8 protein-coding genes and 1 pseudogene are annotated in these 13705 nt (G+C 63.0%); 1 reads left to right on the forward strand and 8 read right to left on the reverse strand.

Annotated elements, in window-relative coordinates; translation table 11 throughout:
- Positions 1 to 42: 42 nt before the first annotated feature.
- The 4 genes from VQ071_RS22965 to VQ071_RS22980 all read right to left on the reverse strand — a co-directional run bounded on the left by VQ071_RS22965 (position 43) and on the right by VQ071_RS22980 (position 7724).
- Entirely contained in the window at positions 43 to 1701 is a 1659-nt protein-coding gene (locus VQ071_RS22965; RefSeq protein ID WP_340516569.1) for a response regulator transcription factor, read from the reverse strand.
- Entirely contained in the window at positions 1679 to 3493 is a 1815-nt protein-coding gene (locus VQ071_RS22970) for a sensor histidine kinase (RefSeq protein WP_340516570.1), read from the reverse strand. Before VQ071_RS22970 ends, VQ071_RS22965 begins: the two co-directional genes overlap by 23 nt.
- A gap of 99 nt (positions 3494 to 3592) precedes the next feature.
- Positions 3593 to 6151: a glycoside hydrolase family 2 protein gene (locus VQ071_RS22975; RefSeq protein WP_340516571.1), complete on the reverse strand. Its 2559-nt coding sequence runs from the start codon at positions 6149 to 6151 to the stop codon at positions 3593 to 3595.
- A 259-nt stretch (positions 6152 to 6410) separates the two neighbouring features.
- Positions 6411 to 7724 carry a family 4 glycosyl hydrolase gene (locus tag VQ071_RS22980; protein WP_340516572.1) on the reverse strand — a complete coding sequence of 438 codons (1314 nt, stop codon included), beginning with the start codon at positions 7722 to 7724 and terminating at the stop codon, positions 6411 to 6413.
- Between the two features lie 156 nt (positions 7725 to 7880).
- Here VQ071_RS22980 and VQ071_RS22985 point away from each other — a divergent pair, with 156 nt between their 5' ends.
- On the forward strand, positions 7881 to 8783 hold the full coding sequence (locus VQ071_RS22985) for a helix-turn-helix domain-containing protein (protein ID WP_340516573.1): 903 nt from the start codon (positions 7881 to 7883) through the stop codon (positions 8781 to 8783).
- Positions 8784 to 8828: 45 nt separating this feature from the next.
- Here VQ071_RS22985 and VQ071_RS22990 read toward each other — a convergent pair whose 3' ends face one another.
- The 4 genes and pseudogenes from VQ071_RS22990 to VQ071_RS23005 all read right to left on the reverse strand — a co-directional run bounded on the left by VQ071_RS22990 (position 8829) and on the right by VQ071_RS23005 (position 13686).
- Positions 8829 to 10376 (reverse strand): tetratricopeptide repeat protein, encoded by a 1548-nt coding sequence (locus VQ071_RS22990; protein ID WP_340516574.1) that lies wholly within the window; start codon positions 10374 to 10376, stop codon positions 8829 to 8831.
- A 24-nt stretch (positions 10377 to 10400) separates the two neighbouring features.
- Positions 10401 to 11195: a Nif3-like dinuclear metal center hexameric protein gene (locus VQ071_RS22995; protein ID WP_340516575.1), complete on the reverse strand. Its 795-nt coding sequence runs from the start codon at positions 11193 to 11195 to the stop codon at positions 10401 to 10403.
- Positions 11196 to 11428: 233 nt separating this feature from the next.
- Positions 11429 to 12442, reverse strand: a pseudogene (selD, locus tag VQ071_RS23000) (selenide, water dikinase SelD); the annotation flags it as partial.
- Between the two features lie 137 nt (positions 12443 to 12579).
- On the reverse strand, positions 12580 to 13686 hold the full coding sequence (locus VQ071_RS23005) for a LacI family DNA-binding transcriptional regulator (RefSeq protein ID WP_340516577.1): 1107 nt from the start codon (positions 13684 to 13686) through the stop codon (positions 12580 to 12582).
- Positions 13687 to 13705 lie beyond the last annotated feature (19 nt).

Raw genomic sequence — 13705 nt, forward strand, 5'->3', positions numbered from 1 at the left:
GGACGATTTTGCGTTCTATTGCTCTATATTGCCGGCTATTTTTCAAGATTCCCTATATTCCTGCGGCGTCGTCGAGGTCTCCCTTTTGAACAGCCGCGTGAAGTACGCGGGCGAGTCGAACCCGATCTGGGACGCGATCTCGTGAATTTTCAGGTCCGTCGACTTGAGCAGCAGCTTGGCTCGCTGAATGCGGACTTCCGTAATATATTCGAGCAGTCCCTGACCCGTCGTCTGCTTGTACATGCGGGACAAATAAAACGAGCTGAGATGCACGATCTCCGACAGCCGGGTCAAAGACAGCTCCTCCCCGATAAATTCGTGGATATAGCGGTGCAGCGTGCCGATCAGGTCGTTCGCCCGCTCCGTCTGTTTTCTGCCGTTGTATTCGGCGAGGGATTCGCCGATCTTGGCCAAATACCGGATGCCGCTCCCCGTGTCGGCATGCGCGCCGAGATTCGCGACGAGCTCCGACGGGAACGGCGAGTCTGCCGGCGCGGACAGCTGCCTTTTGTTCGCATAGCCGAGCAAAAAGGCGGACAGCGTGGCGAACAGCTCGCAGCGCACGCTCTCTCCCCGCGCGCTGCCCGTCAGCGCATCCGCCGCGTCCGTCAACGATTTGAAGAGCAGGACCGCTGCCTCCTTTTCCCCGTTGTCCAGGTAGGACTCCAGCAGGTCCAGCTTGCGCAGTCCCGCCCGCAGTTCGGACTCGGCGGAATATTCGCGGCTCGTGCGCGCCCTCTCCGTCCGCTCCTCGTCCTGCGCCAGCATGAGCAGCTCCGCCGCATGGCCGACGCTGCCCGCGAGCTGAAGCTTCAGCCGTTCGAGCCTGTCCGGCAGCTCGGTCCAGGAGACGGGCCGCGAGGCGACCGCGAGCGAGATCGACGCCTTCAGCAAGCGCGCGCACGATTGCTGGACATGCTCCGCCTCGCTGGCGAGCGTGCGCGGTGTTCTGTCCTCCGCGGCCGGCAGTCCGGCCGTGCCGCGCGCCTGCGCCAGCCACAGGAACCGGTCCCGCGAGACGGCGAGCGTCGCGATGCGCAGCGAAGGCGACAGGCACTCCTCGGCAATGTTGTGGATGGCGAACGGCAGCAGCGCCCTGGCCGATGCGGAGGCGAACGGCCCCCAATCGTCGATGCGGCCGAAGGCGAGCGTCACCGTGCCCGCCGCATCCAACGAGATCGCCAGCTCCTCGAATCTGCGCGCCCGCGTCTCGCCGGCATCCGCCGCACCTTCGGCCAACTGCAGCAAGTAATCGCGCCGCAGCGCAGGCAGCGCCTCCTGGAGCTGGGCGCGCGCGCGGTCGAGTATGTCCTCGCGGTCGAGCTCCTGCGCCAGATCCCGCAGCGCCTTGCGGATCGCGGCGAAGATCGTGTCGTCGCCCTCCGTCTTCAGCACATAATCCGTGCCGCCCTGCCGGATAGCCGTCTGCGCGTACCCGAAGTCACCGTGCCCCGTCAAAAATACGACGCGGCAGCGCGGCCATCTTGCCCGTACCCGCTCGGCCAGCTCGATGCCGCTCATGCCGGGCATGCGAATATCCGTCACAAGCACGTCAATGCGGACATCCTCCATCCGCCGGCATGCCTCCGCCCCGGAATACGCCTTCATCACTTCCGCCTCGACATCTGCTTGTTCGCAGATCAAGTCCGCCAAATAATCGATGGCAATCGGTTCGTCGTCAACGAGCAGCAATGTCGTCATTTTCCCGCTCTCCCCTCTTAGGTTCCCCGCCGACCGGTATCCGGACGGATACGCGCAAGCCGCCGCCTTCCCGATTCGCGATCTCGACGCCTGCGTCCGCCCCGAACCACAGCGAGAGCCGCCGGTGCACATTGTACATGCCGGTCGTCTCCGCCGGCCGCGCCGTTCCTCCGAGCAAGGCTCGCCAGTCGTTCAGCGCCTCCTCGTCCATGCCTTTCCCGTTGTCGTCGAAGACGACGGCAAGCGTATGGCCTGCCTCCGTCTCCGACTCTTCGAACCAGACGGACAACAACCGGCCTTCATGTCCCTCGGAGAAGCCGTGCTGGTACACATTCTCCACGACCGGCTGCAGGATCAGGCGAGGTACGACGATATCCGCGAACTTCTCGGGCAGCTCCTGCATGCGAAAAGCAATGCGGTTGCCGAACCGGATCGATTGAATATCCGCAAAGACACGTGCGTGGCTCAGCTCGTTGGCGAGCGTCACCTCCTGGCTGCCCGTGCGGGTCATATATTGAAAGTAGTCGCCCAAATACTTGGTGAAGCGCGTGGAATTGTCGAAGTCGTGCGCCTTGGTCATCCGGTACAGCAAATAGAAGCTGTTGTATAAAAAGTGGGGGTTGATCTGGGATTGCAGCTGCTTCAGCTCGGAAGCCTGTGCGGAGATCTTCTGCTCGTACACTTCGAAGATGAGCGTGTTCAGACGGGCGACCATCCCGTTGAACCGGTCGAACAGATACTGGAATTCGTCGCTGCGGTTCGAGACGAAGGCGACCTGGAGATCGCCGGATTCGACCTTGCCGAATGCGCGGACGAGCTTGCTGAGCGGTCTGTGAATCAGTCTGTACATATAGTAGGAAAAGACGACGATGACGACGAGCGCGACCGCGGAGATCAGCCACAGGTATGCGCGGTAGCGATCCAGCGATCCGAGCACGGCGCGCTCGGGGATGAAGGACAGCAAGGTCATCTTCAACGCGGCCGAATAGGAGGATACAGTCAAATAGCGCTCCCCGCCATAGCGCATCGTCTCGGTGATGGAGTAGTCCGCGTCCGATGACAGCGCCGCCGACTCGAGCCTGTGGCGAATGTGCGCGCCGATCGCGGCGTATGCTTCCTCGTCGCCCGTGTGCACGATATCCGATTCGTCCTGCCAGATGGCGCCGCCCGCGCCGGCATAGTTGGAGACGCTGGCCAGATAGCGCTGCAGCTCGGGCTGGGACAGCTTGAGCTCGAGGACGAACATCGGGTCGCGCTTGTCGGCATGAAGGGAATTCGGATAATATTCGCGCAAATAATAGCTGTCGCCGTTGCGGTAAAACAGCGGCTTGGGCTGTCTGATTTGATCCGCTGTGAGCATGGCCAGCCGCTCCGGCGTCAGATCGTCCGCCAGCGATTCGTTGCTCAGCGTCTTGCCGATCGGCGGGATGTATACGCTTACCCGGGAGATGTAAATGCTCGATTCCTTCAGAAAAATGAGCCGCTGCTGGAGCCGCTTGAACGCGCTGAGCTTCTGGAACTCCGTCAGGCTGTCCGGCAGCACGCCGAGAGACACGAGATCCTCGTCGTTCACGTATTCCCGCAGCAGATTCTCCATTCGCATGATCTCGTTTTCCAACGACTCCAGATAGAAGGACTCCTGGGATTGCAGGGAATGGTACACCTCCGCGCGGACGCGTTCCCCGCCCCAGCTGTTGATCGCCGCACCGATGCCGTACATCGGCGCGATGACGATCAGGAACGTGACGATCAGCTTGACCAGAATCGAGACCTGCCTTTTGCCGCTGCCCATGACTGTTCCTCTCTTCTCTCCGAAGCCTGATACCGGTATCCCCCAACGCCTGCAGAGAGGCGGCAGCCGCACCGATGCGCGGGCTCACCGCCTCCCTCGTCAACGCATATTCCAGGCGGTCACGCCGACAACGGCCGCATCGCCGATCCAGACCGACTTCGTCTCGCCGCTGTCGAGCCACAAATATTGCTCGGCCGGATGGAAGTCGTCCGCGCCCGCTTCGATCTCAATCTGGACCGCGACGGCCGGCACGTCTCCTGCGTTGGCGATCTCGACGCGATCGTCCCGGGTCCGCCATTCGAGGCGCGCGGACGGCAGTCTGAACAGGCAGCCGTTGTCCTGCTCGAAGTTCAGCCAGCTGAACGAGCGCTTGAGCGGCGCTCCGGACGTGCGCAGCTCCGTGACGAGCAGCAGCGGACAAGTATCCGTCTGCTCGCCCGACAGCTCGAAGGTTCCGATCCGCCGGACGGCTTCAGTCGATCTACTCTCTTTGTATACCGTTCGGGCAATCTCCGCAAGCTGTTTGTTGTACGCGCGAACGGTAACCTCCCAGGCGGCGTCCATGAGCGCGCCGGCATCGTCGAACAGATAGACCGGTGCGGACAAGCCCGACGAGCCCGGGCTGAAGGTGTCGAGGAGGACGGCGGCATGGAGCGGTTCATAGGCGTCTCTGATAAAGTAATAGGCCATCTTGGGGACGCCGTGCCAGTCGACCGTCGCCCAGGAGGCGGCGGGATTGTTGTCGTTGAGCTTGTAGAAGGCGATGCCGGTCGACGCCGGCCATCGCGAGCGCGCCAGCTCGAGCGTATGGCGCACGCCCGTCGTCTGCGCGAGCTGCGTGCCGAGCACGAACGCGGCGATCGAGCCGTTGTCGGTGAACGCGGAGGAATAGAACAGCAGTCTGTCCATGCACGACTTGAGATTGAAGACAGGCGTCCGGTGGATTAGCGTGCCTGTCTCCGGAGCGGGCCAGACGTCCCGCTCGCTGCCGGGCAAGTACCGCAATACCGTCTCCAGGTTCGGCATGGACGGCAGCCCGAATTCGCCGATGAACGGCCATGCGAGCGACAGGTTGCGTTCCAGCGGCTTTTTGCCCCAATATACCTCGTAGTTGTGCCGGCTGCCTCCCCACGCTTCGCCGCGGTGGAACGGCCGCGTGCCGTCCAGCTCCCAGGCCAGCCTGCCGAACATATCGATGACAGGACCGGTCGGGTCGGCCGATTCGTTGCCCCCGCCCCACATGACGAGCGACGGATGATTGCGCAGGCGGAGCGTATTGCGAACGGCGGTCTCCTCGAGAATGTCGTACGGCTGCACGCGGTCGCTGTCCCAGGCGGTCGGCCATTCCTGGATGACCATAAGCCCCTTGCGGTCGGCGAGTTCGTAAAAGTCGTCCGTCTCCGGCATGCCGCTGCCCCATGCCCGCAGCAGCTGTATGTGAGACGCCTCGGCCAGCGTCAGGAAGCGGTCGTACCGCTCCCGTTCGAACCGCATGAGCGCATCCAGCGTGCACCAGTTGGTACCCTTGACGAACATCGGCTTGCCGTTGACGACGAACGTCCAGTTGTACCAATCCTCGCGCGCTCCATCGGCGGTCGGACGCATCTCGATCGTACGGATGCCGAACACGCTGTCCGTCACGTCGGCAGTGCCTCGGCCGCCGCTTGCCGTGAAGGCGACGGTCAAGCGGTATAACGGATGTGCGCCCAATCCGTTCGGCCACCATACTTGCGGGTCGGGTATGTTGAATTCGAACCGCAGTTCGGCCGAGCCTGCGGCTTGTTCGACGGGCGATGTAAAATAATGCGTCTCGCCCTCGAAGTTGTCGGGTGCGATCGTCACGGCCAGTTCGCCTTCCAGCGGGCGGCTCCCGCCGTTCAAGCGAACATTTAACCGCATTAATCCTTCCTGTGCATCAAGCGTACCGATGAACGGCGGCTCAACCTTGACGTCAGGCGTCTGTTCGACCGTCACGGAGCGCCATATGCCGAGCGCGGGCAGATCGATATAATGCCAGCCGTATACATTATTGAAAACGGCGGTATTCAGCCAGCCGACGTTCATTCCGTTGAAAAAGTCGTTCATCTCCGTAGTCCGCTCCATAAACGGAGCAGGGTCCAGCCGCACGACGAGCACGTTGCCCTCCCGCTGCAGCAGGTCGCCGACTTCGAAGTCCGGGCCGCCGAACATCCCCTTATGCCCGCCCAGAAGCTTGCCGTTCAGCCATACCGCGCAGGAATCGCATACGCCTCCGAATGTCAATGATGCGCCGACCGCTGTGCCGGCCCAGTCGAAGCTTGTTCTCAGCCACCAGGTTTTGAAGCTGTATGCTTTGGCGATTTGATCGTTTTGGGCTTCGTACGGATCGGGGATCACCCCCGCCCTGAGGAGCGCCGTATGGACGCTGCCGGGTACTGCCGCCGGGATCGCGTCGGACCAGGCTGCACCGAGCCGTTCCCCCTCCGTCCCTTCCATCGCAAGCTCCCAATCCCCGTCCAGGTTTGTACGGCGCAGACCGTTCGGGTGCTTGGGCGCTCCGGCGGCCAGGACTGCGGGAATCGCCGCGCCTTCCAGCGGCGTGCCGGCCGGCGCGAATATATCGCGGTCGATCTCGTCCAAACTTTTGACGACAGTCTGCTGCTCGGTGTTGGCTTTCATTTGCATGCTTGCTCCTTCGGCACGTCAGCACCTGACCGCCAGCCGGCGGTCGCCGGCTGCCCGCGACTCTCTAAATGTTAAAAATCGCTTTTAGTATAGCTGACCCGCCCGAGGCGCCGATAGAAGACTTTTTTGCGCTCGTTGCCCATTATTGAGGTAGCTGGCCGGCAGCAGATTTTATTGCGCCATAATAAAAAGCCCCTGCAGCGCAAGGGCTTTTTATTATGGTGCAATCGCTATAGCAGGCCGACTCATCGTTTTACTTGACCGCGAACCGCGGCAGCAGATCCGCATGCAGATCCAGCATGCGGTCGAGCGCCTCCAGCGCCGTGTGCTTGTCCGCGTCGCCGATCGCGGGATCGATCTCGACCGCGCGCCTCGCGGCGTCCCGGCTGCCGGTCGCGGCCGCCTCGGCGGTCAGCTCGTGCACGTCGGACACGGCGCGCAGCAGCGCGGCCAGCTTGTCCGGGAACGCAGGCAGCGCGACCGGCTTCAGCTCGCCTGCCGACACCTCGACGGGCGCTTCAATGACGCGTTCGGCCGGCAGCTGCGGGATCGCGCCTTCGTTGCGCACGTTCAGGATGTCGAGATGGCCGGCTTGACCGCCCTGCAGCAGGACCGCCAGATCGACCGGATGCTCCCAGCTCGGATGGTTGAACAGATCATGCCAGTCCCGCTTGCCCTCGGCGATCTCCCAGATCTCGCGCAGACGCGCCGCGCGCTCGGCCTCGGTGCCGTGGTAAGGCGGCTCCTCCGCGTAGTGGATACCGTCCTGCTTGGGCAGGTATTCCGCGTGATGGTCCACCGCCCCCGCGGCGATGCCGCCGTATGCGGCCAGCCAGCGGCGCATGACGCCAAGCTCGCGGTGCATCCAATCCTCGAACCCGTCCCACGCTCCGCTCTCGATCAATCGTGTCAGCTCGGGCAGCAGATCCTCGCCGGTTGTCTTGTCCTTGATCGACAGCACCCATGCGAAGTGATTCAGACCGCCCGTGACGATGCTCAGGCTCTCCGGCGTGCGGCCGAGCAGCTTGGGCAGCAGCTCGTAGCCGTCCGGTCCTCTGTATGCGATATTGCAGAAGCCGGCGCAGCGGATCGACGTATACCGCTGGACCGCCGTCACGACGCGCGGCATCGGATTGGTAACGTCCAGCAGCATCGCATCCGGACAGAGCGCCTCCATATCCGCGCATACGTCGAGCACGAGCGAGATCGCGCGCAGCGAGTTGAGCAGGCCGCCGAGCCCGCCGCATTCTCTGGCCTGGTCGGCCAGACCGATAGCGGCCAGCACCTCGTAGTCCATGCTCCAGCGCCTCGCGCCCTGCGGCGCGGCGGACACGATGACGAAGTCCGCGCCCGCCAGCGCCTCGCACCGGTCGGCGACGGCTTCGATGACGAGCGGCGCGCCCAGCTCGCGCACGACCCTGCGTCCTGCGGCGGCCAGCGCCTCCGCCGCCTCCACATTCGGGTCCACCAGCACCAGCGTTCCCGCGAGACGATGCTTGACGATCGCATCCTCCAGCACGGTCGGCGCGAAGACGAAGCTGCCGCCTCCGATCAATACGAGCTTCATGACGATTCCTCCTTCGAATTGCGTATCCCGATCGCGTCGTGATATCGTTACCCGTAGTATAGGCGCATTATCCGCGGATTGTTAGGTTGAAAAGGGCCGAATATCCGCGATTGATGAACGAAATCGGACATCCGGCAAACGGGAAAGAGGATGAGCATGGCGCACAGCGAACAGTCGATACCTTATCAGCCTTATCCGAACAGTAAATCCGAGGCGTACCTGTACGGCGTGCACGCCGCATCGGTGCAGGAGGGCTGGTCGTGCAGCAGGCATCTGCACCACATGATGCTGGAGATCAATCTCGTCCTGGACGGGACGCAGACGGCCGACATCGCGGGCACGCGGATCGTGCAGCAGACCGGCGAGCTGGTCGTCGTCCCGCCGATGCGGCTGCATACGTTCCGGGCCGCCTCCCCGCTGCGCTACTTCGTCCTGCACATACAGATCGACGATCCCGCTTTCCTCCGCCAGCTCGGGGACTCCGGGCTGCTCCTGATCGGACGCGAGGATCCGCTGGCGCCGCGACTCGTCCGTGCCGTCCGCGACATTCGGGAGCGGCTCGACCGCGGCGATACGCGAATCGGCATCTACCGTCTCGTGTACGAGATTCTCGAGCTGCTGGAGACCGAGATTCGCTCGCGCGGCTTGGCCGCGCAGGCGGAGCCGGATGCGCTGCCCTTGCTCATCGCCAGGGAGATCGAGACGATCGTGGCCAGACCCGATGCCGAGGGCAGTATCGAACAGCCCGAGCTGCGGGACAGTTGGATGGAAGACATCGCGGGCAAGCTCGGCTACAGCAGACGGCATTGCTACAGAGCGTTCAAGGAAGCCTACCGGATGTCTCCGCGCGAGTATTTGTTTGTCCTGCGTCAGCAGCAAGCGATGCATCTGCTCGCGAACACCGGCCTCTCGCTGGAGGAGATCGCCGTGCGGATCGGCTACGACAACGTGCAGAGCTTCATCCGGCAGTTCGCGAAGTGGACAGGGACGACGCCGGGACGATTCCGCAAGGACAAGCTGGATGCTCCGTCCTACCTGACGCCGATCGAGCTGGCTTAAAAAGAAAAAGCCCGCCAATCTCTCATGGCGGGCATCGTTCGATCCTCATTCCAGCGCCTGCAGCAGCTCCAGCGCTTCCTCATGGTCGGGCTCCTGGGTCAGCGCCTCCCGCAGGTACAGCTTGGCCTCCTCCTCGAGCCCCAGCTCCAGACTGCAGATCGCCAGACAGAAGTATACGGTCGTATCCGGTCTGTCCTCATCGAACCGTACTGAAGCTTCCAGCATCGGCTTGGCGTCCGCGTACATATCCATCTCGAACAGGATCAGTCCGGCATCGAGCGCGAGATCGTACCGCTGGGGCATCACATAGAACGAAGCGTACATCCGGTGGATGCCGTTGCGGAGATCGAGCCTCTCCTCATCGTTCGCCTCGGGCAGCAGCTCCGAGATGCGCTTGGCGCTCTGGATGAACCACTCGGCATCGTAGCGGCCGAGCCGCCAGAACGCCAGAAGCTGCTGCATGCCCATCGTATCCAGCTCGCGATCCGTCCATTGCTTCAGGCTGAAGAAGTCGTCGGGGCCGAACCGCTCGACGGACCGCAGGTAAGCCAGCTTGGCATTGACGTATCGGTCGGGCGACTCCAGCATGAACACGCACGCCACGTTGATGTTTTTGTAATGATGGCTCGGGAAAAGCGCCAATGCGCCTCTCTGCTCGAACGCATACTGGATCGCATGATAGTTCGTGGTGAGCGAAAAGCTGCCGTGATAAATAAGCTGCGGGGGCTCTGCAAACCGCCAATTGTCCAGCCGATGGTCGCCCTTGTCCGCCGTGATGAGCAGGAAGCCTGCTCGGGACAGTCGGTCGAGCCGCTCCAGGCAGCGCAGTCCCACCTCCGGGAAGAGGATATGCGAGTCGTCCAGCTCCTGCAAATAGAGCGCGATGACGTCCCGATACGGATAATCCTCCGCCTCATAGACCGGCGCCCGGCGATGCTCGTAGGACAGCTTCATGCTCGCCAGCGTCTCTGACGGCGTCTCCGCCCCCGATTGTTCCGGCAGCTCCACGACGACGTCGCATTCGTATATATGCCCGTCTCCCACATAGATCAGCTCCTGCGGGATGCCGTCGAAAAAGTAATTGGCGACGACCAGCAGCGGCTGCTTCAGGTCGCCCGGGCGGATCGTCTCGCCGGATACGACCAGCTTAAGCTCCGAGTCGTTCACGGCATCGAACGTCGCGAGATCGAGCATTCCTTTCTCGATAAAGGTTTGCAGCGCGGGATGCCGCCTCCACCCTTCCACGTTTTTGAGCGCCAGATCGGTCATGACGTAGCGGAACGGCGGCAGCGGGATGCCCGCGAATTCGATCAGCCGGTTCAGCTCCACGAGAAAGTGATACGCCAGCCGGCCGGCACCTGCGCCCAGCTCGACGATCGTCACCGTCTCCGTCGTCTCGCCCTGACCCGCCCGATCTTGAAGGAAGCCGAACACCATGTCCGCGTATGCGGTCCCGATCATCGGGTTGCTCGTAATGTATTGCGGCACTTGATCGTTGACCCATGCCGTCGGACCCAGCTGTTCATAATAAGCCCGCTGCAAGTCCCAGATGGGCGCTTCGCTGAAGCGGTATTTCTGCATTCTTTCCGTCATTCGAGATGAACCTGCTTTCCAGTTTTAAATGCGGCGCAAGGCGGGCGGACTCTCGATATAATCGATCGGCAGCTCAGGGAACGCCGAACGCAGCAGCGCGACGACCGTCAGCATGCCCGTCTCCTCGCTCTTCTGATGTCCCAACACGATAAGCGCCTTATTCATTCCCATATCCGACGCGTCCCGCACATATTCGTTCGTTTCCCACTCGTTGGTCTCTCCGGCGATCAGCAGCTCGATATCCCCGCGCCGCAAAAATCCCATCTGCGCTTGTCCTCCCGGCGCGCCGACCGCCAGCCCGAAGCGGTTAACCTCCATGTCCGGATCGCCCGCCACCTGCACGCTCTCGATGCCGAGCTTGCGCTTCAGCTCCTCGGCGATCGAGCGGACGGTGTGGCGCGCGCCGGACTGCGGGGTCAGCAGCGTCGGATCGTCCGGATCGGACCAGCCCTCCCAGCCGAGCTTGTTCAGCATGCCGGCGACGATGCCGTCCGGCTTGTATTCATGCACATAGTCATGCAGTCTGAAGATCGTCACGCCGGACGCCTCGATGAATGCGCGCTTGTGCTCGTATACCGGATCGCCTGCGAGCCAGTCGCCTTCGTCCATATGGTTATAATAGGTCGGCTCATGGGCGATGATCAGATTGGCGCCGGCATCGACGGCCTGCTTGACGACGGCATATGTGGCGGTAAATACGACCGCGACCCGCCGCACCTCCGCGTCCGCGCTGCCGCTCTTGAGCGTATCGACCGTATGCGTCAGCGCGCCGACGGGCGCGATGAGCGCATCCAGCACCTGCTGTACCTTAATCGTCACCTTAAGCTCACTCTCCTTGGACACGTTCAAGTCCGATTTCTGCGATCAAGCCTCTGATCTCCCCGAACGCGGCTTCATCCGAGTCGGCCTTGACCACGATGTTGCATACGCCGGAAGCCGGATCGAGCGTCGAAGAATGGGCGTACAGCGGATCGTAATAGTAGACCAGCAGCATCTCCGTCTTCCCCGTGCCGGTCGGCCCCTGCAGCACGACCGGCACCGGCTCGAACGACGGTCTCGCCGATCAGGCTGGCCTCGACGCCGGCCGCGACGAGCGCAGCGAGCAGCGATTCGGCCTGGTCGCCGCGCACGGCAATCAGGAGGCCGCCCGATGTCACCGCATCGCAGAGCACCCAGCGGTCGGTCTGGGTCAGCGCTTCGGGATACGAGACATGCGGCAGCACATGCTCGTAGTTGTTCTTCGTGCCGCCCGGCATGAAGCCGCTCTCCGCCAATTCGCGGGCGCGGGGCAGCACCGGCACGTCCGCATGGCGAATGCGGATGCCGACGCCGCTGCCCTTGGCCATCTCCAGCGCATGTCCCATCAGGCCGAAGCCCGTCACATCGGTGCAGGCGTCGACCTCGTATCCTTGCATCGTCTCGGCCGCCGTCTTGTTGAGCGTCGACATCACCTGCGTGACGCGGGCGATCTCGCTCTCGTCGAGCCGATCGTTCTTGATCGAAGTCGTCATGATGCCGACACCGATCGGCTTGGTCAGAATCAGCTTGTTGCCGGGCTTCGCCCCCGCGTTGGTCTTCACCCGATCCGGATGGATCAGACCGGTGACCGCCAGGCCGAACTTCGGCTCCTTGTCGTCGATCGAGTGGCCGCCGACGAGCGTCGCGCCCGCTTCCCTCACCTTGTCCGCCGCGCCGCGCAAAATGTCCGCGAGGATGCGCTTGTCCAGCGTATTGATCGGGAACGCGATGATATTTAATACCGTTAACGGCTTGCCGCCCATCGCATAAATATCGCTGATCGCGTTGGCCGCCGCAATCTGGCCGAACGAATACGGGTCGTCCACGATCGGGGTGAAAAAATCGACCGTCTGGACGAGCGCCAGCTCGTCGCTCAGACGGTAGACGCCCGCATCGTCGCTCGTATCAATGCCGACGAGCAGATTCGGATCGACAGCGCCGCCGGGCAGGCTGCGGATGACCTCGGACAGGTCGCCCGGCCCGATCTTGCAGCCGCAGCCGCCCTTGCTGGATAGTGATGTCAGTTTGACCTTGTCATCGGCATTCATTCGTACGGTTCCTCCTTGGACCTAGCGGCAAACACGATGCCTCTATCGTACCCGATCCGAAGGAGGAAGCGCAACGGACGGAACAGGATGCCGCAATATCCGGTCGCGATCGGGGGCCCCAACCGCGGTCGCGACCGCTATTCTCCACTCGGCCCGCGCGGCGGCAGCGCCGCCCGCCGGCCCGTCTCTCCGGCTGCGATACTGGCCGTTGCCCCGCCACCCGGCGCCGCGGTGCTCTGCCGCAATACCAGCTCCGGCGCGAGCATCGTCGTTTTTCTGGGTCTGGCGCCGCCCCCCATCAGCTGCCGCAGCACACGGACGGCGGTCCTGCCCAGCTCGCCGGCCTGCTGCGATACGGTGGTGAGCTCCGGCAGGACGTGGCGCGCCAGCAATATATCGTCGAATCCGACGACGGAGATGTCCGCCGGCACTTGCAGCCCGCGCTCGACCGCCGCCTTGATCGCTCCGATCGCGGTGAAGTCGTTCACGCAGCATACGGCCGTGGGCAGCCGCCCGAGAGCGAGCAGCCGCTTCATCTGCTCGCGGCCGGCGTCGGCGGAAAATCCGCCCGGAATCATCCACCGCTCTTCGACGGTCAGCCCGGCCTGTCTCATGGCGCTGCGGAATGCGCGAAGCTTGACCGCCGTCGTCGACATATGGGGCGCGCCGCCGAGAAAGCCGATGCGCGTATGACCGAGTCCGATCAGATGCCGCACGGCCAGCCCCGTGCCCGCCGCCTCGTCCGTCGCGACGCGCGTCAGTCCGGCATTTTTAACGTCGCCGTTCACCACCACGAGCGGGATGCCGCGTGCATGCTCGGCAAGCTCCCTGGCGAGCGAGGGATCGCAGGCTTTGAGATTGACGCGGCCGCCCATGAAGAGGATGCCGTCCACCCGCTTCTCCCGCATCAGACGCAGAAAATGCGATTCCCTGCCGTAGTCTCCAAGCGTATTGCACACAAAAAAGGTATTGTCCGAAGCGAGCCCCTCCTGCTCGATGCCCGAAAAAACCTCGGGAAAAAACGGGTTCGTAATATCGGGCAGCAGAACGCCGATAATGCCCGTCTCCCGCTTGGTCAAGCTGCGCGCCACGGCATTGGGCCGGAACTGGTGCTTCAGCATGATCGCCTCGATCCTGTCGCGCGTCGTCCGGCTGACGGGCGCTGTGCCGTTCAATACACGGGACACGGTCGCCACGGATACTTGAGCTTCCTCGGCAATGTCGTACACAGTCACATGCTTCATCCGATCTGTCCTTCCCGGC

This window comes from Cohnella sp. 56, from assembly GCF_037963805.1.
In the GTDB taxonomy this organism is placed as follows: domain Bacteria; phylum Bacillota; class Bacilli; order Paenibacillales; family Paenibacillaceae; genus Cohnella.

Bases quoted from the DNA above. Each gene is read 5' to 3' on its own strand.
- VQ071_RS22985 (WP_340516573.1), top strand. From the start codon at position 7,881: ATGGCGCACAGCGAACAGTCGATACCTTATCAGCCTTATCCGAACAGT.
- VQ071_RS22990 (WP_340516574.1), bottom strand. From the start codon at position 10,376: ATGACGGAAAGAATGCAGAAATACCGCTTCAGCGAAGCGCCCATCTGG.
- VQ071_RS22980 (WP_340516572.1), bottom strand. From the start codon at position 7,724: ATGAAGCTCGTATTGATCGGAGGCGGCAGCTTCGTCTTCGCGCCGACC.
- VQ071_RS22970 (WP_340516570.1), bottom strand. From the start codon at position 3,493: ATGGGCAGCGGCAAAAGGCAGGTCTCGATTCTGGTCAAGCTGATCGTC.
- VQ071_RS22975 (WP_340516571.1), bottom strand. From the start codon at position 6,151: ATGAAAGCCAACACCGAGCAGCAGACTGTCGTCAAAAGTTTGGACGAG.
- VQ071_RS22965 (WP_340516569.1), bottom strand. From the start codon at position 1,701: ATGACGACATTGCTGCTCGTTGACGACGAACCGATTGCCATCGATTAT.
- VQ071_RS23005 (WP_340516577.1), bottom strand. From the start codon at position 13,686: ATGAAGCATGTGACTGTGTACGACATTGCCGAGGAAGCTCAAGTATCC.